Genomic DNA, 22735 nt, shown 5'->3' with positions numbered 1-22735 from the left:
GCGGAGGCTAAATACAGGAAAGCCCCTCCTGAGGAAGGGGCCTTAAATAAGGAAAGGGTTATGATGAACCTGGTCATCATACTGGTGATACTCTTAGTGATTAGCTTACCGGCTTACTAAGACGCCAGGGGGAGGAGAAATCCTCCCTTACCCTTCATCCTGCAAGTTAGGACGAAAAAGCGGCAAAGTCAACTCAGGTTACCGAATGGCGCTCGCGTTTCAGGCGAAAACCACCTGCGCCCAGCGGGCAAGCCCGGCGGTAACGGAACCAAAATCATCGCCGCCGGCGATCGGTATTCCCGGCAGCTGTGCGGCCAGCGCCTTTTTAATTAACGGCGATCGTGCGCTACCGCCGGTGAGATAGATAACGTCCGGGGTTTCATGGCTGCTTTCCAGCGCTAACTTTACCTGCTCCATAATGCGAGCCAGCGGTTGATTGAGCGCCTCTTCCAGCCCCTGCTGGCTGATAGCGGTAGCCAGCTCATCGCTAATAAACGGCAGTTCGGCGTTGAAATCCGGCTGAGCGGAAAGGGCGATTTTGCTCTCTTCCGCGCTGCGTACCAGGCGATAGCTCAGGCGCTGACGCCAGACTTTAAGCAGCAGTGCGACCTTGTCGGCATCGCGAGCGTCGCGCAGCAGGTCATTGAGCATACGTCCGTTGGCGGCGCTGTAAAAATCGCTCTGCGCCGGGACGTCGTTAATCGCCACCGCATTCCACCAGGGCAGTACCGGCAGCGCAATGCCTTTTTCCGTTTCACCGCCCATGCCGAGTAACGGCATCAGGCATTTGAAGGCCAGGGCGATATCCAGATCGTTACCGCCGATACGGCAGCCGCTGTGGCCCAGCAGGCTATCCTGACGGTCGGCTTTCTGCCGCCATTGCGGCCCCATCAACAGCAGTGAGCAGTCGGTGGTGCCGCCGCCAATATCGACGACCAGCACGCGTTTTTCATCATTGAGCGTGGCTTCAAAATCTAACCCCGCCGCAACGGGTTCAAACTGAAACACGACATCGTTGAATCCTGCTCGCGTCGCCGCGCGTTCGAGAATACCCTGTGCCTGAGCGTTAGCATCATCGCCGCCAAGACCCTGGAAGTTAATTGGTCGACCAATAACCGTCTGGGTAATCTGTTCACTAAGCTGAGACTGCGCCTGCTGTTTAATATGTAGCATCATCGCGCAGACCAGATCTTCAAATAACGCGACCTGCTGGGGTTTAAGGCCATTGGCGCCAAGAAACGATTTTGGCGACTTAACGAAGTAGACCTCTTCCGGATCGTCAACGTATTGATGCAGTGAGGCGAGGCCGAACTGGACGCTGTTGCCCAGGACTTCGATATCTTCATCACGGTTATAATTAATGGCGCGTCGTAGTAGCGCCTGATTTTCTGCGCCGTCGGCCGGGACATTATGATGGCGGTATAACCATTCGCTGACCGCTTCGCGCGTCGGGGCGCAAAGCATTGATGGCAGCAGCGGGCTACCGTTTTCCAGCGTTAAAAGCCGTGGCGCATTATCCTGCATGACGGCGACCGAACAGTTGGCGGTACCATAGTCAAAACCAATAAACATGACCTGAAAAATCCCCATGCCAGTGAAGAAGGGGGGCGACTTTAGCGGATTGCCGCCATGCCGACAACTGGAATTTAAAAGCAAGGCGCAGCAGGCTTAGAGCATCTATGCTTGTCGCGATTAATAAGGAGAGTGCATGACATTATTATCCTGGCGAGCGCCCTATGACTGGCAATGGATGTTCGCGTTTCTCAGCGCGCGTGCGGTGGCGGGAATTGAAACCTTCCATGAAGATCAATATACCCGCAGCTTCAGTTTAGATGGGCATCGTGGGTTGATTACCGTTAAACCGGATGAACGCAGCCAGGGGTTCCAGGTTACGCTTTCTCATGGGCTGTTACCGGTAGCAGATCAGTGCCTGGCGCGTGTAGCGCAACTGTTTGATTTAGCATGCGATCCATTTGAGGTCACGCAAACCTTAGGCAAACTGGCGCAGCCGCGACCAGGACTTCGCTTGCCGGGGGCGCTGGATGCGTTTGAACAGGCGGTGCGTGCGGTATTGGGGCAACTGGTGAGCGTAGCGATGGCGGCGAAGCTGACGGCGAAAGTGGCCGCGGTCTATGGGGAAGCGTTAAGCGAAGCGCCTGGTTATGTTATTTTTCCCGAACCGCAGAAACTGGCGCAAGCCGACCCTTTGGCGCTTAAGGCGTTAGGGATGCCGCTTCGCCGCGCGGAAGCGTTAATTCACCTTGGCAAAGCGGCATTGAGCGGAGAATTGCCGTTGACGGCGCCTGCTGATATGGCAACCGGCATGAAACAATTGCAGAGTCTGCCGGGCATCGGTCGCTGGACGGCGAATTACTATGCGCTGCGCGGTTGGCAGGCAAAAGATATTTTTCTGCCCGATGACTATCTGATTAAACAGCGTTTTCCCGGAATGACGCCTGCGCGCATCGCGCGCTATGCCAGTCGCTGGCAACCCTGGCGCTCCTATGCTTTGTTGCATATCTGGTACACCGAAGGCTGGGCGCCGGACGAGGAATAGGCGTACAGGGCGCATATCACTGGTATCGCCGCCCTGAAATCCCTATAATTGCCGCGTTTGACGGTCAACCGTCACCCTCCATCTACATCCAGGTTAATCAGGTCGCAAAAATTTATGACTGATACGTCTCATCAGTGCGTCATTGTAGGCATCGCCGGCGCATCGGCTTCGGGCAAAAGCCTTATCGCCAGCACACTTTATCGTGAATTACGTGAACAAGTTGGCGATGAGCATATTGGCGTTATTCCGGAAGACAGCTATTACAAAGATCAAAGCCATCTGTCGATGGAAGAGCGTGTAAAAACCAACTATGACCATCCAAGCTCAATGGATCATAGCTTGCTGTTCCAGCATTTACAGACGCTGAAAAGCGGCCAGCCAATTGAATTGCCCGTGTATAGCTACGTTGAACATACGCGTATGCCGGAAACTATTCATATTCAACCGAAGAAAGTGATCATTCTCGAAGGGATCCTGCTGTTGACGGATGCCAGACTGCGCAATGAATTAAACTTCTCTATTTTCGTCGATACCCCGCTGGATATCTGTCTGATGCGCCGCATCAAGCGTGATGTTAACGAGCGTGGCCGTTCCATGGACTCGGTGATGGCGCAGTATCAGAAGACGGTGCGGCCAATGTTCCTGCAATTTATTGAACCTTCCAAGCAATATGCTGACATCATTGTCCCGCGCGGCGGTAAAAACCGTATTGCCATCGATATTCTGAAGGCCAAAATCAGTCAGTTCTTTGAATAACACGTACTAATTGTGTAACGTGCAAAGAGAATCCCAATTGCCCTTATTCCCGGAAAGCGTAAGGGCTAGATGCCTTAAAGGAGAAAGCTCATGCGTCTGTGTGACCGAGATATAGAAGCCTGGTTGGATGAAGGGCGCCTGGCAATCAGCCCGCGCCCGCCGGTGGATCGAATTAACGGCGCCACCGTTGACGTTCGCTTAGGCAATAAATTCCGTACCTTCCGCGGTCATACGGCGCCGTTTATTGACCTGAGCGGCCCGAAGGCGGAAGTGAGCGCGGCGCTGGACCGGGTAATGAGCGAAGAGATCGTACTGCCGGAAGGCGAGGCTTTCTATCTTCATCCAGGAGAATTAGCGCTGGCTGTGACTTATGAGTCAGTAACGCTTCCGGCTGACCTCGTCGGCTGGCTTGATGGCCGTTCGTCACTGGCGCGCCTTGGGCTGATGGTACATGTCACTGCGCACCGTATTGATCCGGGTTGGTCTGGCTGCATCGTGCTGGAATTCTATAATTCCGGCAAGCTGCCGTTGGCGTTGCGCCCGGGAATGCCCATTGGCGCGCTGAGCTTTGAGCCGCTTTCGGGCCCGGCGGCGCGGCCATATAACCGCCGTGAAGATGCCAAATATCGCGACCAGCAGGGCGCGGTAGCGAGTCGAATCGACAAGGATTGATAAAGTTAGCGGCTTATCGAGGATGCCATGAGACGAATTCTGACCACGCTGATGATCTTGTTGACCGTCATTGTTGCGGGGCTCGCTGCGCTGGTGCTGCTGGTCAACCCTAATGACTTCCGCAACTATATGGTGCAGGAAGTGGCGGAGCGTAGCGGCTATCAACTGAAGCTTGACGGGCCGCTGCGTTGGCATGTTTGGCCGCAGCTGAGTATTCTCTCCGGTCGTATGGCGCTGACGGCGACAGGCGCTTCCGAACCGGTGGTGCGTGCCGATAACATGCGGCTGGATGTTGCGCTGATGCCGCTACTTTCTCACCAACTGCAGGTGAAGCAGGTGATGTTGAAAGGCGCGGTCATTCAGCTTACCGCGAAAACGGAAGCGGTGCGTAACCAGAACGCGCCGGTGGTGCCACATGACAATACGTTGCCGCAGGCGCCGCAAGATCGCGGATGGTCCTACGATGTCCGTAAACTGCAGGTGGCCGATAGCGTCCTGTTCTTCCAGCATGAAAATGGCGAACAGGTTACCGTGCGCGATATACGCTTACAGATGGAGCAGGATGACAACCATCTGGCGACGGTAGATTTCTCCGGCAGGGTCAATCGCGATCAACGTGACTTAACGTTGTCCTTTACCGCCCAGGTTCAGGGCGGCGATTACCCTCACTCTTTGAAAGCGGATTTTTCGCAGCTTAACTGGCAGGTACGTGGGGCGGAGCTGCCGCCGGACGGCCTGAGCGGGCAGGGAAGTTTGCAAGCCAGCTGGATCGAAGAAGCGAAAAAACTCGATTTCAACAATCTCAATCTCACTGCTAATGGCAGCGCAATTACCGGCAGCGGTAGTGTTGTACTGGGGGAGAAACCTGACTGGGCGCTAAACCTGCAGGCGACCACCCTGAATCTGGATAGTTTGCTTGCGCAAAGCGCGACGGCCAATGAAGGGAATGTCGATCAGCGTGGACAAAGCCAGCCGAGACAGCTACGCCCTGTGATTGCTGATAGCGATATTCAGCAGGATTATCATAGTTTGCTTGGCTTTAACGGCCAACTGGCGCTGTCGGCGGACCAGGTGCAGTGGCGTGGTATGCGATTCAGTCAGGTGAAGAGTGATATCACTAACCAGCAGGGGCTGCTGACGGTGAAACAGCTGGAGGGTAGTCTGGGAGAGGGACGTCTCTCGTTACCAGGGATGCTGGATGTCAGAGGCAACACTTCGCATGCCGCTTTCCAGCCACAACTGGATAATGTGGAAATCGGTACCATTTTGCAGGCGTTTAACTACCCGATTAACCTGACGGGGAAATTATCTCTGAAAGGTGATTTCTCGGGGCCGCGCATTGATGCAGAAGACTTCCGTCGCAACTGGCAGGGACAGGCACAGCTGCAGATGAAGGATACGCGTACCGAAGGGCTCAACTTCCAGCAGCTAGTACAGCAGGCTGTGGCGAGGAGCACTAATGTACAGGCGCAGGAAAACTTCGATAACGCGACCCAGCTTGACGCATTAAGCAGTGATTTGACCCTGAATAATGGCCAAATCACGCTTAACGGCTTGCAGGGACAGTCGGCAATGATGGCGTTGACCGGGCAAGGAAATCTGAGTCTGCAAGCAGAGGATTGCGACATGCATTTCAACGTGCGGGTGTTAGGCGGTTGGAAAGGCGAAAGCAAGCTTATTGATCGTCTCAAGCAGACGGCAATCCCGCTACGTATCTATGGCAAGTGGCAGTCGCTAAGCTATAGCCTACAGGTAGATCAGATCCTGCGTAAGCAGTTGCAGGACGAAGCCAGACAGCGTTTGAATGAGTGGGCGGAACGCAACAGTAATAGCCAGAACGGCAAAGATGTGAAGAAACTGCTTGATAAGCTGTAATCATTAAGCCGCCGCGAGCAACTCGCGGCGGCTTAACCCTCAACTTCATTCACACTTCATAATCTAATTCATCTTCTACTTCAACCGGCGGGATAATCTGTACTTTCTGCACCCTGTGGCTTTCCACTTCCAGAGTACGCAGAGTATAACCGCCGATTTTCACTTCTTCGCCAGCGGCAGGAATGTGCTGCAAATATTCCATCAATAATCCGGCTATTGTGTGATATTCACGTTTATCATCCAACGGCAGCGGAACGTACTGAACCAGATCTTCCAGCGGCATATGGCCGTTAGCGGTCCAGCTGCCATCGGCGTTTTTGTGAATGTCATGACGAGCATCGATCTCCTCGACTTCATTAGGCAGATTACCCGCAATGGTTTCCATAACATCGCTGATGGTTACCAGGCCTTCAACGGAGCCAAATTCGTCAACCACAAAAGCAAAGTGCGTCCGCGCCTGGCGAAACTGCTCCAGCGCCGGGAGCAACGGCAAGGTTTCTGGAAAAATAAGCGGTTGGCGTAGCAGAACGTGTAAATCCAGCGGCTCATTGCGTAATGACTGTTGTAGCAGGTCGATAACATGAACAACCCCCAACAGATCTTCGTTATCGTTGCCGCCGGTGACGACAATACGGGTATGCTGGTTTTTCTCCAGCAGCGCGCGAACTTCCTCTTCAGGCGCGCTTAAGTCGATGTGCTCAATATCATGACGTGAAGTCATAATGCTGCTGACGGTACGTTGATTCAGATTCAGTACGCGCTCAATCATTAAGCGTTCCTGCGGATTAAACAACGGACTTTCGCCCTGGTCGGCGACCATGGTTGCCGTCTCGGTATCAAGCTCTGCATTCTCTTTGCGCCCGCTTAGCAGATTCATCACCGCTTCAGTCGTCCGCTGTCGCATGGTCAGATTGGCCGAGAGGAAACGGCGGCGATTGAAGATGGCTAACTGGTTGAACGATTCGATCATCACCGAGAAACCGATGGCGGCATACAGATAGCCTTTCGGGATTGGGAAACCAAATCCTTCGGCAATCAGGCTAAAACCGATCATCAGCAGGAAACTCAGGCACAGAATGACGATCGTGGGGTGGCTGTTGACAAAGCGTGTGAGAGCTTTGCTGGCCATCAGCATCAGCGTAATGGCAATAATGACCGCTGCCATCATCACCGCCAGGTGATCAACCATACCCACCGCGGTAATGACCGAATCCAGCGAGAAAATAGCATCAAGTACGACTATTTGCGCCACCACGCCCCAGAACTTCGCGCCTTTACGCTGGGTGGGGTTATTACTGTCTTTTCCTTCCAGCCGCTCATTAAGCTCAACGGTTGCTTTAAACAGCAGGAACAGTCCACCAAATAACATGATCAAATCGCGGGCGCTGAAGCTTAAGTCATGCCAGTTGAAGAGCGGTGTCGTGAGGGTGACTAACCAGGAAATTGACGCCAGCAGTACCAGACGCATCACCATTGCCAATAGCAGGCCGGTAACGCGAGCGCGATCGCGCTGCGCCGGGGGAAGCTTTTCAGCAAGGATCGCAATAAATACCAGGTTATCTATCCCCAGAACCAGTTCGATAACCACCAGTGTAATGAGACCAGCCCAGATCGAGGGATCGGCAATCCATTCCATAATCACTTAGAACCTTTACAACATAATCGTATGATCTATCGATCATGGATAAGCGCCAGGTAAAATGCAACGATTTATCGCGGCAACGCGCACCAGTCTGGCATATCAAACGAAAGCGGTAACGTAATTAACCACTGCTAAATATCGGGTGTTTAAGATCGATCTGGGCTGATTTGGAATTAATTAGAAATCCCTGTAATTACTGTGCGGTAATAGCAGGGATAAGGAGGGGTTATTAACAGCGGGTAAAGTCAAAATATTGCCGTATTTTTCACCAAAATGTTATTAAGGGGAATATTCCTACTGAATTCTGTAGCTTGTCAGGACCTGCGTTTAATAAGACCCTTAACATGGCTCAATGTTGCATAAAATCAGCAGTATCAGCGATGGTCAAGGGGTTAATCCACGGGTAAGAAGGTTAGTTAGAGAAGCTTTTGTCCAAAGTTTAGACGATTTTGCTGATTGCTATCGCCAAATTGCTCGTTCGCATGGGATTTGACTTTTTCTGTAGTGGCTTACCACGGTGATTTTTAAGAAAGAAGGTGTTAAATCTGCAAAGTAAGTAGCTTATCGCCAGGAACATTGATCAATTATTATTGTTTAATAACAATGGATTAAGCGTTTTTCTTGCTCTGTTTATTCGAAGGCCGATTGACCAGGACAAACGCGTGAGAATTTTCTTAAAGCGACCTGTCAGCTAGCATTTTTTGCGTGTATTCTTGGACTAAGAGAGTAATTTAGGATTTTGGTTAAAGTCGTGCGCGACACGATGCTGTACCATCACAAACAAATGCCAGTGACATCAGCGTTCTGACAAAAATTCGAAAGTTTATAACCATATAGGTGGATGAAATAATGGTGAGTTTGAAAGCAATTATTCCGGTAGCAGGGTTAGGGATGCATATGTTGCCTGCCACCAAAGCGATACCGAAAGAGATGCTGCCAATCGTTGATAAGCCGATGGTTCAGTATATCGTCGATGAGATTGTCGCCGCCGGAATCAAAGAAATTGTGCTGGTCACCCATTCATCTAAGAATGCTGTAGAAAACCATTTTGATACCTCCTATGAGCTGGAAGCGCTACTCGAGCAGCGTGTTAAGCGTCAACTATTAGCCGAAGTTCAGGCGATTTGTCCGCCAGGCGTAACGATAATGAACGTTCGACAAGGCCAGCAACTGGGCCTGGGGCATTCTATCCTCTGTGCGCGCCCGGCGGTTGGCAATAATCCGTTTGTTGTGGTGTTACCGGATATCATTCTTGATGGCGCAAGCGCCGATCCGCTGCGTTATAACCTGGCGGCAATGGTCGCGCGTTTCAATGAAACCGGGCGCAGCCAGGTTCTGGCCAAACGAATGCCTGGCGATCTCTCAGAATATTCCGTCATTCAAACCAAAGATGGCTTGAAAGTGGAAGGAGAGATTGGCCGTATTGTTGAATTTATTGAAAAACCAGACGAACCACAAACGCTCGACTCTGACCTGATGGCCGTAGGACGTTATGTGCTGTCTGCTGATATTTGGGAAGAACTCGAGCGTACTGAACCTGGCGCCTGGGGTCGTATTCAATTAACGGACGCTATTGCGGCACTGGCAAAGAAACAGTCTGTCGATGCCATGTTGATGACCGGTGAGAGCTACGACTGCGGCAAAAAAATGGGTTACATGCAGGCTTTTGTGAGTTACGGCTTACGTAACCATAAAGAAGGGACCAAATTCCGCGAGAGCATCAAGAAGCTGCTGGCGTGAAACTGAGCGCTTAATTCGAGCGAGAGCTGGCGTGCAGATAACAGCAAGATGTTTGGTGTCGCGCCAGCGTAACAAGATCCAACTGAAATGAGACCGAGGTTATTAGCATTCGGTGCAGTAAATGCAATGAGATTTTCATCTCAGTTGAATCTTATCAAGTATGTGGATTTGATGGCTTATCGATGATGGGCAGGGCGTGAGCCGGGCATTTGGTCAGATGAGTTAAAATAATGCTTAGCTGATAGTTGCTTAGTGTGAGCTTTCTTAACGAAATGTACGTAACAAAAGCTAGCGATGCGAAATAAAACTTGACTGAGATCATGTTTACCCATTAAACAACGGTGATACATGCATAAAAACGTAATGTTAATGGATGAATATGCCCATAGGGAGATCATGGATAAGATACAGGGAAAAGGGATGTATCGTCAGAGGATGAAGCGTAAATGAACTGGCAATTAGTCTCTTTTTTTGGCGATAGTACCGTGCTACTGCCTAGTGCAGTGGTGCTGTTTGCGGTGCTGGCGCTGCGCAAAGCATCCCGGACGCTGGCCTGGCAATGGGCGTTGCTTTTTGGCATTACGGGTACTGTCGTGTGTATTTCAAAGCTGGCTTTTATGGGCTGGGGTATTGGCATACGGGAAATCGATTTTACCGGTTTCAGCGGACATACCGCGCTTTCTACCGCTTTTTGGCCAATCCTTTTATGGCTGTTAACCTCACGGGCGCCTTTCTCCGTCCGCTGTAGCGCCGTATTCGTAGGTTATGCCCTTGCTGTCATAGTTGGCTATTCCCGTTTGATGATTCATGCACACTCGGTATCGGAAGTGGTGAGTGGATTTATCCTCGGAGCCTGCGGGAGTTTGATTTTTCTGCTGTTGCAATGGCGTAGGCATTCATCGCGCACTGCGCAGATCTCATGGGCAGGAGCGCTGAGCATGGTAATCATTCCCCTTGTGCTGTTAAACACCGGGGCTAAAGCGCCAACACAATCGCTGCTGGGGGAAGTTGCAACGATGATCGGCCCATTGGACAAACCGTTCACCAGAGCCGATCTGCATAAGCATATATATTAATCATGCAATTCGACAAAGCTGTACATTATCAGCCTGGGGTGATTGGTATGATAAAATGCCAGACTGCGGACAATTAAGGGATAATAGAATCGTGGCTTTCATAAAGATGAAACATAATAATGTTAACAGAATACTTGAAAGCACGAACTATCATGATATTGCGGCTAGGATGATTCTTAAATCAAAACGGAATTTCGGAAATCAGAGTTATCTTTCTGGAACCCATAAACGAAGTGGGTAATGATGGCTATCATATTTTGTAGTTGACTGTTCTATAGTTGTTTTTTTGCATTAAACATGCGGATTATTTTATTTTCTTTATAATCATGCAGTTACGTAGCCATACTGTTGCGGTGGTAATATCATGCCGGATGGGGAAAGAATCCATCAAATAATCTTATTAACGGATGAAATCCTGCCGGGGAAAATGAAAAATATCATCTTAACAGGTCTGTGTGGTTAAATTTATACTGCCATTTGCAGGAAGAATCTCGTAAACTCGGGGCGGTAAAAATAATAGTTGTGGTTAATTAACCAACAACAGGACGTAAAGAAAATTGCTGGATAAGAGGTACAGTGCGTTGGTAGCTGTTAAGCCAAGGGCGGTAGCGTATCCAGTTCCCCGGTCCTCCTCGTATTGAAAAGGCCTGAGTAAATCAGCCCTACGCCGAGCTACGTCATCGACATCTGATCATGTGCACATTATTGAGGCCGTGAAAGTAGCCTTGGCAACCAATATCGCTTACATTATGAATGCGTTAAGTTCACATCCGTTTACAGCAAACCGCTCGTACTTTGAGGATGTTGTCTATCGAGGCAATGGATCGCTGTTGTAAAAAATAGGCTTGTCGAACTCATAAGCTCCTGATTCTTAAAAATCCCCATTGCCGTACCCACCTGGTGGGAAGGGACTCGTAAATGGAACTTGAACAATGATGAAAATTGCTCGTATCGCACTTGCTTTGGGTCTGGTTGCATCAGTTAGCTCACAGGTATATGCAGCTGGATTGGTGCAAAATGATAATGAACTGCGTAACGATCTGGCATGGCTTTCCGATCGTGGGGTCATTCATCTCAGTCTTTCCACCTGGCCGCTCAGTCAGGAAGAAATCACCCGAGCGTTGAAAAAAGCAAAACCTTCATATTCCTCTGAACAAGTCGTACTGGCGCGCATCAATCAGCGGCTTTCTAATCTGAAGGCGGATTTTCGCGTTAGCGGCTATACGTCGACTGACCAACCAGGTACGCCACAGGGCTTTGGCCAAAGCCAGCCGGCAGATAACTCGCTCTCTCTTGCTTTTAATAACAGCGGTGAGTGGTGGGATGTGCATTTGCAGGGCAATGTTGAAGGCGGCGAACGTATTAGCAACGGTTCACGTTTTAATGCCAATGGTGCATACGGCGCCGTCAAGTTCTGGAACCAGTGGTTATCATTTGGTCAGGTGCCGCAATGGTGGGGGCCTGGTTATGAAGGCAGCCTGATCCGCGGAGATGCAGCCAGACCGATGACCGGTTTTTTAATGCAGCGCGCTGAACAAGCTGCTCCGGAGACATGGTGGCTGCGCTGGATTGGGCCGTGGCAGTATCAAATTTCCGCCAGCCAGATGAACCAGTATACTGCGGTGCCGCATACCAAAATCATTGGCGGCCGTTTAACTTTCTCGCCGTTCCAGTCACTTGAACTTGGCGCTTCACGCATAATGCAGTGGGGTGGGGAAGGGCGACCAGAATCGTTTAGCAGTTTCTGGGATGGGTTTACCGGACAGGATAATACCGGCACCGATAATGAACCGGGCAACCAGCTTGCAGGCTTCGACTTTAAATTTAAGCTTGAACCTACATTAGGGTGGCCCGTTAGCTTCTATGGCCAGATGATTGGTGAGGATGAAGCAGGTGGTTTACCTTCGGCAAATATGTACCTGGGCGGTATCGAAGGTCATCATGGCTGGGGGAAAAATGCGATTAACTGGTATGTGGAAGGCCATGATACCCGTTCCAATATGAATCGGACCAATTACAGCTATACCCACCACATTTATAAAGATGGTTATTATCAGCAAGGCTATCCTCTAGGCGATGCCATGGGAGGGGATGGGCAGCTGTTTGCAGGTAAAATCGAATTGGTTACTGAAGATAATCAGCGCTGGAGTACCCGTCTGGTGTATGCAAAGGTAAATCCGGAAAATCAGTCTATCAATAAAGCGTTTCCTAACTCAGATACGCTAAAAGGTATACAGTTGGGTTGGAGTGGCGATGTTTATAAATCTGTTAGATTGAATACTAATCTTTGGTACACGGATGCCGATAACAGCGATAGCGACGATGTTGGTGTCAGCGCAGGGATAGAGATTCCTTTTAGTTTATAGGCTTGATGCTGAGAAGAATGCAGCAACTATTGATTATTAACGACTAATCAATAAGTACTCATACAGCGAATCAGTAATTGACATAATTTGGTTTATTGATGATGTGACATTATGAAGAAAAAAATTGTTAGGGTTTCAGCAGTGGCGGTGGCAATCAGCTTTTTGACAGCTTGTACTATTGTTCCGGGTCAGGGGTTGAACAGCTTGCGCAAAAATGTAGTTGAACTTCCGGATAGCGATTACGATTTGGATAAATTGGTTAATGTATACCCAATGACCCCCGGTCTGGTTGAACAACTACGACCTGAAACAGTACTGGCACAATCGAACCCTCAATTAGATAATTTGCTTAAAAGCTATGAATATCATATCGGGGTTGGTGACGTATTGATGGTAACAGTTTGGGATCACCCTGAACTGACCACGCCAGCAGGCCAATATCGCAGTGCGAGTGATACTGGTAACTGGGTTAACTCCGATGGCACAATCTTCTATCCATATATTGGTAAGGTTCAGGTAGCTGGCAAAACTCTGGCCGAGGTACGACAAATCATTGCAAGTCGTTTAACTACCTATATTGAAAGTCCACAGGTTGATGTCAGCATTGCGGCATTTAGATCTCAGAAAGTATACGTTACTGGAGAGGTGACTACCTCTGGTAAGCAAGCAATAACGAACATACCATTAACTGTTATGGACGCAATTAATGCTGCTGGCGGCCTGTCCGCTGATGCAGATTGGCGAAATGTAGTACTTACCCATAATGGTAAAGATACCAAAATATCTTTATATGCGTTGATGCAGAAGGGAGACCTAACTCAAAACCATCTTTTATATCCCGGGGACATTCTGTTTGTACCACGTAATGATGATTTAAAAGTGTTTGTGATGGGTGAGGTTGGTAAGCAAAGTACCCTGAAAATGGATCGCAGCGGCATGACATTAGCTGAGGCGATAGGAAATGCTGAAGGTATCTCTCAAGCGATGAGCGATGCAACAGGGATATTCGTTGTTCGCCAGTTGAAAGGGGATAAGCAAGGTAAAATCGCTAATATATATCAACTGAATGCGCAAGATGCTTCTGCAATGGTACTTGGTACGGAGTTTCAGTTACAACCGTATGATATTGTTTATGTAACAACTGCCCCATTGGTTCGTTGGAACAGGGTTGTATCTCAACTTGTACCGACCATTACGGGTGTACATGATATGACTGAAACCACTCGTTATATAAAAACTTGGCCATAAATATGTTTGATTCAATTTTAGTTGTGTGTACCGGTAACATTTGTCGCTCTCCAATTGGAGAGCGTTTCTTACGTAAATACCTAGGTGACAAGAAAATAGATTCTGCAGGTACAGGAGCCCTTGTTGATCATGGTGCAGATACATCTGCCGTGAGAATAGCATCCATTCATGATTTGTCGTTAGAAGGGCATAAAGCACAGCAGTTTACCTCTTCTCTCGGAAGACAGTATGACTTGATATTGGTGATGGAAAAATCTCATATTGATCAAATCGGTAGAATAGCACCTGAAGCAAGGGGAAAGACTATGCTTTTCGGACATTGGCTTAATCAAAGAGAGATACCCGATCCATATCGTAAAAGTGATGAAGCATTTTCTTCAGTATATAAATTAATCGAACAGGCCGGTCAACTGTGGGTTGAAAAACTAAGCTTAAATAATCAGGGAAACGCGCATGTCATCCGTAAAAAATAAACCTGTAGATAAAGAAATAGAAGACATTGATCTAAGCCGTCTAATCGGGGAGGTTATTGATCACCGTAAGTTAATAATATCCATAGTGTCATTATTTACTCTCTTAGCATTGGTTTACGCATTATTTGCAACACCTATTTATCAGGCTGATGCATTAGTACAGGTGGAGCAAAAACAAGGCAACGCAATTTTAAGCAACTTAAGTCAGATGTTGCCAGACGGTCAACCACAATCAGCACCTGAAATCGCCTTGTTACGGTCTAGGATGATTTTAGGGAAAACTGTTGATGATTTGAATCTTCAATCTATAGCAACACAGCACTATTTTCCCCTTTTTGGTAGAGGGCTGGCTCGTTTAAGTGGAGATAAACCTGCGCAAATTGCAATTTCAAGGCTATATGTAGCTAAAAAAGATGATGAAACACCTAAATTAAAACTAAAAGTAGTTGACTCATCTAATTATATTATTTCTTCAGACGATACTGAATTACATGGAAAGGTCGGTCAATTACTAGATGAAAAAGGCATTTCAATTAAGGTTGATAAATTAGATGCTGAACCTGGTGTTGTATTCGATATAGAGTATGTATCTAAATTGAAGGCGATAACATCTCTTCAAGATGTACTAAATATATCGGATCAGGGTAAAGATACTGGGATATTATCTATATCATTGACTGGTAGCGATCCTGATTTAATTAAACAAATCGTGGATAGTATTAGTAATAATTATTTGGCTCAAAATATTTCACGGCAAGCTGCACAAGATGCTAAAAGTTTAGATTTTCTGTCAGAGCAACTGCCTAAGGTTCGAGGGGACTTGGATGTTGCAGAAGATAAACTTAATGCTTATAGAAGGCAGAATGATTCTGTTGATTTATCTCTTGAGGCTAAATCTGTACTTGACCAAATAGTCAATGTTGATAATCAACTAAATGAATTAACTTTTCGTGAGTCAGAGATTTCACAGCTTTTCACAAAAGAGCATCCTACATACAAAGCTTTAATGGAGAAAAGAAAAACTTTACAAGATGAAAAAGGGAAACTCAATAAACGAGTGACGGCAATGCCAGAAACTCAGCAAGAGATTCTGCGATTAAGCAGAGATGTTGAATCTGGTCGGGCTGTTTATATGCAATTATTAAACCGCCAACAAGAACTTAATATCGCTAAATCGAGTGCTATTGGGAATGTGCGCATAATTGATGATGCAGTCACTCAACCAATCCCGGTTAAACCAAAAAAGGTACTGATAGTATTGGCCGGTATGATTTTTGGTGCCATGCTTTCGATTGGTATTGTCCTTCTTCGAGTATTTTTACGTAGAGGAATCGAAAGCCCTGAGCAGTTGGAAGAAATTGGCGTAAATGTTTATGCAAGCATTCCAGTATCTGAGGAATATGCTAAAAGAACGAATAAAATAAAGAGCAGTCGTAGGAAAAATAATGCAGAAATTAATCAAGGGCTATTAGCAATTGATAATCCAGCTGATTTAGCAATCGAGGCAATACGCGGCTTAAGAACAAGTCTGCATTTTGCAATGATGGAGTCAAGAAATAATGTGTTAATGATTTCTGGCGCCAGTCCTAATGCAGGTAAAACATTCGTCAGTTCTAACTTAGCATCGATTATTTCACAGACGGGTAAAAAAGTATTATTTATCGACACTGACATGCGTAAAGGCTATACCCATAAGCTTTTTAATATGGGTAATGAAACCGGGCTTTCGGATTATTTGTCGGGTAAAATTGACTTAACTAAAGCGGTTAGAAACGTATCAATCGCCGGGTTCGATTATATATCTAGAGGTATGGTGCCGCCAAATCCGGCAGAGTTATTGATGCATAAACGATTTGATGAGCTAATCAGTTGGGCAAGTAGTAACTACGATATTGTTATATTAGATACACCACCAATATTAGCTGTGACTGACGCAGCAATAATTGGTAATTATGCTGGGACAACTTTACTGATTGCGCGTTTTGAACTTAATACTGTAAAAGAAATTGATGTTAGTGTAAAACGATTCGAGCAAAGTGGTGTTGTAGTTAAGGGATGCATATTAAACGGGGTAGTTAAGAAAGCAAGTACGTACTATGGCTATGGCTATAGTAATTATGGCTATAGCTATACGGATAAAGAGTAATTACTAGGCGGTGGTACTCATGGACGATTGCCACCTATTTTTTGATAGTAAATATTTTCTATGTACTATTGAAGCGAAATAATAAATATATGTGTGCCAGGATTAAATGGTAATGATGATTAACTGTAGATGTCAATTCGTAAGCCGCAACCATATGATATTAAAATAAAAGCGTAAATAATGCTCTGTATTTACAATTTTTATCTTACCAGAGTTTCTATTATGAATAAGAGTAATGATGATCTTATAATCCTTCAGACAAGATTATACTATGTTTATAACATTTCATTTTTAATGTTAATGTTTTTCGGAGTGTTATTTAGTCCACATATTGCATTTTGGTCATGTGTGTTTTTATTAATGGGGGCATTTTCAAAATCTAAAATTATAAGAGAGGGCATAACAGCCATAGCTGTAGCAATGCTGTTATTTGCTGCAGTCTCTAGAGAGATAGGCTTTAGCTTGTCTGACGATTTGATTGGCACTTATATGCCAATATTGAACAAGTGGAAAGAGTATGGGACGTTTGAATCCACTGGACTCGGCATTGAGCTAGGTATAGTTATCTATCTTGATTTTATACTAAATTTCTTCAAAATAACTGATGCAAGAACGTTATTGTTTTTTTGTGTGTTATTTACTTTGACGTTTTATCTAATATGGATAAATTTCTTCTTTGCTAAGAGTGTTGATAAAAAAGAGCAAGGTATGGCAATCGCCATATCTTTAGCGTTCATGCAGGTTGGTTTATTGACTCAAACGCTCAGACAGGAAATGGCAACCCCTTTTTTATTGATGGCAATCTATATCTGGGATAAAAAGAAGTTTCCAAGTATTCTTTTTATAATAACAGCAACATTTATACATAGTAGTTCGCTAATTATATTCATCTTTTACCTGTTATTTCCTTCCGTTAGGCTTTGGGGTAAAATATTTATTTTTGCTTTTCTTTTTGCTTTTTCATTATGTATTTCATTATTTCCAGGTATAGTAATAAATGTTTTCAATGCATTATATTTGCCTTTTTTAGCAAAAAAAATACAGTACTATTTAACCGCCAGGGCTTCAGGTGCATCAGAAATCATTGCAGCGGGTAAGTTTTATCTTCTTATTATATTCATCATGCTCGCAAATAAAATATTTTTGAAGAAAGAAACATCGAGGATAGATGGAATAAGTAAAAAGATATATGAGTTTTGTCTTTGGGGCAGTATTTGTAATATGAGTTTTGTTACATTACCAAATGCAAGCAGGTTCTTTCTTATTATACCTGGTTTTTTCATTTATTATGTGTTTTTACCGATTAGTAAAAAATACCCAAATTTCTTTAAATTCTTAATGTTGGTATTTGTTCTTTTATCTTTGTTTGAACCCCAGCGGTTAGTTGGTGGAGGGATTCCAGGTTTTGAAATGTGGGATACTTATAATTGGTTTGAATTAACTCCATTTTATTATGTTAGTGATCTTTTTAGTAAGTAATTAACATATTAAACATCTGATAATATGGAGTGACTAACGACTTGAGAGAGGTAGTATGCGTACATTAAAGTTTATAATGTTGTTCCTATTATCATTTAAATGCTATTCAGAGGATATGTTAGTGGGTGTAGGAATACATCCCACTAATTTTAATGGGACAACGGAACAGCTAATATCATTATTAAAACATTATAATATAACAACGACAAGAACTGATTATCCGTGGAGTTCAGTGGAAAAAGAGAAAGGGAAATACACACCTGGTAATGAGAAGTTAGAGTCATTTATAAGTGCTAGCGCGAACAATGATATTAAACCACTTCTTATATTGGATTATGGCAATCCTGTTTATGAAGAAGCAACATTAGAAAACCCTAAAAGAAAACCGACGACTGATGCTTCTATATCTGCGTTTGTAAATTATTCTCTTTGGACCGTTAAGCACTTTGGCAGTAAGGTTTCAATGTATGAAATTTGGAATGAATGGGTACAAGGTTCTGGCAAAAGAAATTTACAAGCAGGTTCGAGCATAGAATCAGCAAATATGTATGCGAAATTAGTATCTGAAACTTGTGCTGCGATTAAAAAGACCAATCCAGATAAAAAAGTAATTATTGGATCTACTTCTCCATCGGATCGTAATGAATTAAAGTGGCTCTCAGCAGTTTTGAAAGAAAAAAATGTATTATCGTGTATTGATGGTCTTTCATTACACATTTATGCATCTTCTCCAAACAAAAAACTAATTCCTGAAAAAACAGTAACAGCAGTTATGCTATTTCAAAATTTTATCCGGAATGAGTTAAACCTTGGGTACAATCTCCCATTATATATTACAGAGATAGGAGTACCTAGCTTAAAAAATAATAATTATAACGAACAAGACATAAAAGATTATTTCGAATACATTATAAGAAATTTCAGCGAACTCGGATATGTGAAAGGTGTTTGGTGGTACGATTTCATTAATGATGGCGCGGACAAAACAAAAAAAGAGCATAATTTTGGTATGCTAAATGAAAATTTAACTGGAAAACCTATCGCTGAAAGCATGCGAAATAATAAAAAAATAGAGAAGTAAATGTTAATCGCTGAATAGCATCATTGCTATGCTAATTAACATTAAGTTTAATAAGGCCATGTAAAAAATAGCTATTGACTGACAAAGGAAAAACACATGAGTTCCAGAAATATATATATTGATCCGAGATGGAAAAATGCTGGAGGTATTGGTACTTTTTACGAAAAAATAAACGAAATAAATGGCTATAAAGAAATTGATTTTAAAGGGAGTCCAGCCTCCCCGGTCGATACAATTCGCACCTCTAAACAAATGTTATTAAGTAAAAATTCAATTGTATTTTTTCCTGGTTATATACCACCTCTCTTTAGTAATATACCATATGTATTTACGATTCATGATTTAAATCATCTCGATAGAGATGACAATTCAAATTGTGCCAAGAAGATTTTTTATAACACAATAATAAAAAAAGGATGTAAAGACGCGTCTTATATTTTTACTGTGTCTAATTTCTCTAGACAGAGAATAATCGAGTGGGCTGGTGTTACTAGCGATAAAGTTATAAATGTAGGTAATGGCGTGTCAGAAGTATACCGACCTGACGGAGATTTTATTAATTTCGGGTTTGAGTATTTGCTTTGTGTAAGTAATCGAAAAACACATAAGAATGAAACTGGTGTTTTACATGCATTTAAAATTGCCGATATAGATAAAAAAATAAAACTAGTATTTACAGGGAAACCCAATGCAAGTATTGAAGCACTAATAGATCGGCTTGAGCTCAGAGAACGAGTTGTATTTACTGGATATTTAGATGCATCTGAACTACCGAAATTATATAGATCAGCTTCTGCCTTAGTGTTTCCATCCTTTTATGAGGGCTTTGGACTTCCGGTAATAGAGGCGCAAGCCAGTGGCATTCCTGTTATTACTTCTGCTACTACCTCCTTAGGTGAAGTTTCTGGAGGAGCTGCTATACTGGTTGATCCGTGTCAGGTTAGCGAAATTGTGTCAGGTATTGAAAAAGTAATTAATGATAAGAATGGTTGTTATAAAATGATCGAAAATGGATTGTTAAATAGTAAAAATTATACGTGGGGTAAAACCGCTAAACTAGTTGATACTTACCTAACAAGTATAAAATGAAGTTGGATATTAAAAAGTATAACTATGAGGTAAAGTCTAGTACTTAATATTGCATCCTCGATTTAAATTTTCAATGTTAATAAATAATTGATGGAACTAAGCAATGAAAATTCCCAATAAAAAAATCCTAATTCTTAGTCACACTGGTCCACATTCAACATTTAAAATTGGAAGTCATCATTATGCTAATATGCTGAGCGAATTAGGCTTTAGTGTATACTATTCGGGAATTTCAAATTCTTACTTTCATAAATTAAAAAGATTTATAGGTAATGAAAAAAAAGGAAATAAAAAAATTATAGACACAATCATAGCTAAAGACATTATAACTTTTCTGCCTTTAACAATGAAAGAAACATGGTTCAAACGAATTGTAAATGATTTCTTTATGTCTAATGTAATTGATAATTCAATATTTCATGTTGATTATGATATAGTGATATGTGATTATCCATTCTTTTATCCTGTATTGAAGAATATAAAATATAAAAAATTAGTATATAGACCCACGGATAATTATGCAGCAATGAGTGGGGAAAAAGTTAGGGTTTATGAAAATAAGATATGTTCAGAAGCGCATAGAATAATAGCGACCTCAGTAGTTGTTAGAGACGAACTAATTGAAAATTATGGTGAACAATTAAAAAATAAAACATACGTCATAGAAAATGGTTATGATCAGAAATTATTTTATAACAAAAATATTACAGCGAATAGAAATGATTGTGTATATATCGGTGCATTAGACTACAGATTCGACTTTATAGCGCTCGAGCACTTGGCTAGTAAAAATAAAAAAATAATGTTTGATATTTATGGACCGCTACCAAGAGATTTTACTTCTGCTATAAAGCCGATTTTCGTTAAATGTGACAATGTAAGATTTAAAGGGGAGTTAGATTATGCAAAAGTGCCTGATATTCTTAATCGCTATAAAGTAGGACTCCTTCCTCTTATTGATAATGAATCAAATAAAGGCAGAAGTCCGATGAAGTTATGGGAGTATCTGTCTTGCGGTTTAAATGTCATTTATTCCAGTATTGAGCACGTTAGTCAGACCCCCTGTTTATACAGATATGATAATCTACTGGATATAGATTCGGCATTTAAAAAAGCATATTTTGAAACGAAAGCACCAGATAATTTTACATCGAAAATAGAATCTAACTCTTGGATTGGCAAGGTTAATTTACTTCTGGAGTATATAGAATAGGTATAATTTAGTGGCAAGGTATACTTATTAGTAAATAATTATTTTGCATTCCACACTCATTAACTTAGATTTATCTCAGTAGCAATTAGATCTAATTATTAGACTATTCCATTCTTAGATTGTGCTAATTACTATGGATTAAAGGTTTATTATGTCAAAAGAGCTAAACGTTGGAATTGTAGCAGACTGGCTAGTTACTTATGCAGGTGCTGAAAGAGTTATTAAGGAGTTTGTAGACCTTTATCCTTCATCTGAAATTTATTCAGTGGTTGATTTCTTAACTGATGAATCAAGAGCCTACCTTCATAATAAAAAGGCTAAAACCACATTTATTCAAAAGCTTCCCTTATCAAACAGGAAATATCAAAAATATTTACCATTGATGCCACTGGCTGTTGAACAACTAGATGTTTCTTCTCATGATGTAATTATTTCGAGCAGTCATGCTGTAGCTAAAGGAATATTAACAGGCCCTGATCAGTTACATATAAGTTATGTTCATTCCCCTATCCGTTATGCATGGGATTTGCAGCATCAATACCTAAGGGAATCAGGGTTGAATAAAGGACTAAAAGGGCTTTTAGCAAAAATAATCTTACATAAAATCCGTTTGTGGGACACCAGAACTGCAAATGGTGTAGATCATTTTATTGCGAACTCGAAATTTATAGCACGAAGAATTAAAAAAGTATATGGACGAAATGCCGATGTCATTTATCCGCCAGTAGATGTAGAGCGTTTTAGTTTTTGTGAAGAAAAAGATAATTATTATTTTACAGCATCAAGACTTGTACCATACAAACGAATAGATCTAATTGTTGAAGCATTCAGTCAGATGCCTGATAAGAAATTAGTTGTCATTGGCGATGGCTCAGAGATGAATAAGATCAGATCAAAGGCAAGTAATAATATAGAAATTCTTGGATACCAACCTAATCATGTTATGGAAGATTACATGAAAAAGGCAAGAGCATTTGTTTTTGCCGCGGAAGAGGATTTTGGAATTACTCCAGTAGAAGCTCAAGCTTGTGGCACTCCAGTTATTGCTTTTGGTAAGGGGGGGGCGCTAGAAACCATTCGCCCGATAGATGTTGCAGAACCAACTGGTGTATTTTTCAATGAACAAAAAGTTGAGGCTGTAATGGCTGCTGTAAATAGGTTTGAGCAGGAATCACACATTTTAAAACCTGAATACTGTAGGAAAAATGCTTTGCGGTTTTCAAATGAACGTTTCCAAAGAGAAATAAAGCAATATGTAGAACAAAAATGGTGTTTATTTAAAGAGTCTAAAAAAATCGAATATTGATAAATTTAATACTATT

The 22735-nt window shown here is 43.5% G+C and carries 17 protein-coding genes; 15 read left to right on the top strand and 2 right to left on the bottom strand.

Going from position 1 to position 22735, the window contains the following annotated elements; all coding sequences use genetic code 11:
• Positions 1-219 precede the first annotated feature (219 nt).
• Positions 220-1572 carry a molecular chaperone gene (gene yegD, locus ABLV08_RS11925; protein WP_348855892.1) on the bottom strand — a complete coding sequence of 451 codons (1353 nt, stop codon included), beginning with the start codon at positions 1570-1572 and terminating at the stop codon, positions 220-222.
• A 136-nt stretch (positions 1573-1708) separates the two neighbouring features.
• Between yegD and alkA the strand changes: the two genes are divergently transcribed.
• The 4 genes from alkA (at position 1709) to asmA (ending at position 5860) form a co-directional block, all read left to right on the top strand.
• A complete protein-coding gene (gene alkA / locus ABLV08_RS11920) occupies positions 1709-2557 on the top strand; it encodes a DNA-3-methyladenine glycosylase 2 (protein WP_045367112.1) in 849 nt (282 codons plus the stop codon).
• A 114-nt stretch (positions 2558-2671) separates the two neighbouring features.
• A complete protein-coding gene (gene udk / locus ABLV08_RS11915) occupies positions 2672-3313 on the top strand; it encodes a uridine kinase (protein WP_015365789.1) in 642 nt (213 codons plus the stop codon).
• Positions 3314-3403: 90 nt separating this feature from the next.
• Complete coding sequence (gene dcd, locus ABLV08_RS11910) at positions 3404-3985, top strand: dCTP deaminase (protein ID WP_015365790.1); 582 nt, start codon at positions 3404-3406, stop codon at positions 3983-3985.
• 27 nt (positions 3986-4012) lie between these two features.
• A complete protein-coding gene (asmA, locus tag ABLV08_RS11905) occupies positions 4013-5860 on the top strand; it encodes an outer membrane assembly protein AsmA (RefSeq protein WP_348855891.1) in 1848 nt (615 codons plus the stop codon).
• 49 nt (positions 5861-5909) lie between these two features.
• Here asmA and ABLV08_RS11900 read toward each other — a convergent pair whose 3' ends face one another.
• Positions 5910-7496 carry a TerC family protein gene (locus ABLV08_RS11900; RefSeq protein WP_015706061.1) on the bottom strand — a complete coding sequence of 529 codons (1587 nt, stop codon included), beginning with the start codon at positions 7494-7496 and terminating at the stop codon, positions 5910-5912.
• A gap of 855 nt (positions 7497-8351) precedes the next feature.
• On the opposite strand from ABLV08_RS11900, the gene galF reads away from it, so the two are divergent.
• The 11 genes from galF to ABLV08_RS11845 all read left to right on the top strand — a co-directional run bounded on the left by galF (position 8352) and on the right by ABLV08_RS11845 (position 22719).
• Positions 8352-9242, top strand: a complete 891-nt coding sequence (gene galF / locus ABLV08_RS11895; protein WP_015706060.1) for a UTP--glucose-1-phosphate uridylyltransferase GalF — start codon at positions 8352-8354, stop codon at positions 9240-9242.
• Positions 9243-9688: 446 nt separating this feature from the next.
• Positions 9689-10318 (top strand): phosphatase PAP2 family protein, encoded by a 630-nt coding sequence (locus ABLV08_RS11890; RefSeq protein ID WP_063421133.1) that lies wholly within the window; start codon positions 9689-9691, stop codon positions 10316-10318.
• A gap of 932 nt (positions 10319-11250) precedes the next feature.
• A complete protein-coding gene (locus ABLV08_RS11885; RefSeq protein ID WP_348855890.1) occupies positions 11251-12684 on the top strand; it encodes a capsule assembly Wzi family protein in 1434 nt (477 codons plus the stop codon).
• Positions 12685-12795: 111 nt separating this feature from the next.
• Positions 12796-13932: a polysaccharide export protein gene (locus tag ABLV08_RS11880; RefSeq protein ID WP_045389151.1), complete on the top strand. Its 1137-nt coding sequence runs from the start codon at positions 12796-12798 to the stop codon at positions 13930-13932.
• A 2-nt stretch (positions 13933-13934) separates the two neighbouring features.
• Positions 13935-14405: a protein tyrosine phosphatase gene (locus ABLV08_RS11875; RefSeq protein WP_072044741.1), complete on the top strand. Its 471-nt coding sequence runs from the start codon at positions 13935-13937 to the stop codon at positions 14403-14405.
• Complete coding sequence (locus ABLV08_RS11870) at positions 14386-16551, top strand: polysaccharide biosynthesis tyrosine autokinase (RefSeq protein WP_045389154.1); 2166 nt, start codon at positions 14386-14388, stop codon at positions 16549-16551. The genes ABLV08_RS11875 and ABLV08_RS11870 overlap by 20 nt, the downstream gene beginning before the upstream one ends.
• A 222-nt stretch (positions 16552-16773) precedes the next feature.
• On the top strand, positions 16774-18030 hold the full coding sequence (locus ABLV08_RS11865) for an EpsG family protein (RefSeq protein ID WP_045389157.1): 1257 nt from the start codon (positions 16774-16776) through the stop codon (positions 18028-18030).
• A 121-nt stretch (positions 18031-18151) separates the two neighbouring features.
• On the top strand, positions 18152-19111 hold the full coding sequence (locus tag ABLV08_RS11860; protein ID WP_157843422.1) for a glycosyl hydrolase: 960 nt from the start codon (positions 18152-18154) through the stop codon (positions 19109-19111).
• Positions 19112-19207: 96 nt separating this feature from the next.
• Entirely contained in the window at positions 19208-20200 is a 993-nt protein-coding gene (locus ABLV08_RS11855; protein ID WP_045389163.1) for a glycosyltransferase family 1 protein, read from the top strand.
• A 103-nt stretch (positions 20201-20303) separates the two neighbouring features.
• A complete protein-coding gene (locus tag ABLV08_RS11850) occupies positions 20304-21413 on the top strand; it encodes a hypothetical protein (RefSeq protein ID WP_348855889.1) in 1110 nt (369 codons plus the stop codon).
• A gap of 151 nt (positions 21414-21564) precedes the next feature.
• The gene (locus ABLV08_RS11845) at positions 21565-22719 is read left to right on the top strand and encodes a glycosyltransferase family 4 protein (RefSeq protein ID WP_045389169.1); all 1155 of its coding nucleotides are present in this window, start codon (positions 21565-21567) and stop codon (positions 22717-22719) included.
• The last annotated feature ends 16 nt before the right edge of the window (positions 22720-22735 follow it).

The organism is Klebsiella sp. CN_Kp088 (assembly GCF_040064335.1).
Taxonomy (GTDB): Bacteria; Pseudomonadota; Gammaproteobacteria; order Enterobacterales; family Enterobacteriaceae; genus Klebsiella; species Klebsiella aerogenes.
This window is presented reverse-complemented; position numbering and strand designations above follow the sequence as displayed.

Excerpts from the sequence above, each read along its gene's own strand:
- yegD (WP_348855892.1), bottom strand. The coding sequence starts at position 1,572 with ATGTTTATTGGTTTTGACTATGGTACCGCCAACTGTTCGGTCGCCGTC.
- ABLV08_RS11870 (WP_045389154.1), top strand. The coding sequence starts at position 14,386 with ATGTCATCCGTAAAAAATAAACCTGTAGATAAAGAAATAGAAGACATT.
- galF (WP_015706060.1), top strand. The coding sequence starts at position 8,352 with ATGGTGAGTTTGAAAGCAATTATTCCGGTAGCAGGGTTAGGGATGCAT.
- ABLV08_RS11845 (WP_045389169.1), top strand. The coding sequence starts at position 21,565 with ATGTCAAAAGAGCTAAACGTTGGAATTGTAGCAGACTGGCTAGTTACT.
- asmA (WP_348855891.1), top strand. The coding sequence starts at position 4,013 with ATGAGACGAATTCTGACCACGCTGATGATCTTGTTGACCGTCATTGTT.
- udk (WP_015365789.1), top strand. The coding sequence starts at position 2,672 with ATGACTGATACGTCTCATCAGTGCGTCATTGTAGGCATCGCCGGCGCA.
- dcd (WP_015365790.1), top strand. The coding sequence starts at position 3,404 with ATGCGTCTGTGTGACCGAGATATAGAAGCCTGGTTGGATGAAGGGCGC.
- ABLV08_RS11865 (WP_045389157.1), top strand. The coding sequence starts at position 16,774 with ATGAATAAGAGTAATGATGATCTTATAATCCTTCAGACAAGATTATAC.
- ABLV08_RS11855 (WP_045389163.1), top strand. The coding sequence starts at position 19,208 with ATGAGTTCCAGAAATATATATATTGATCCGAGATGGAAAAATGCTGGA.
- ABLV08_RS11885 (WP_348855890.1), top strand. The coding sequence starts at position 11,251 with ATGATGAAAATTGCTCGTATCGCACTTGCTTTGGGTCTGGTTGCATCA.
- alkA (WP_045367112.1), top strand. The coding sequence starts at position 1,709 with ATGACATTATTATCCTGGCGAGCGCCCTATGACTGGCAATGGATGTTC.
- ABLV08_RS11880 (WP_045389151.1), top strand. The coding sequence starts at position 12,796 with ATGAAGAAAAAAATTGTTAGGGTTTCAGCAGTGGCGGTGGCAATCAGC.
- ABLV08_RS11875 (WP_072044741.1), top strand. The coding sequence starts at position 13,935 with ATGTTTGATTCAATTTTAGTTGTGTGTACCGGTAACATTTGTCGCTCT.
- ABLV08_RS11890 (WP_063421133.1), top strand. The coding sequence starts at position 9,689 with ATGAACTGGCAATTAGTCTCTTTTTTTGGCGATAGTACCGTGCTACTG.
- ABLV08_RS11900 (WP_015706061.1), bottom strand. The coding sequence starts at position 7,496 with ATGGAATGGATTGCCGATCCCTCGATCTGGGCTGGTCTCATTACACTG.
- ABLV08_RS11850 (WP_348855889.1), top strand. The coding sequence starts at position 20,304 with ATGAAAATTCCCAATAAAAAAATCCTAATTCTTAGTCACACTGGTCCA.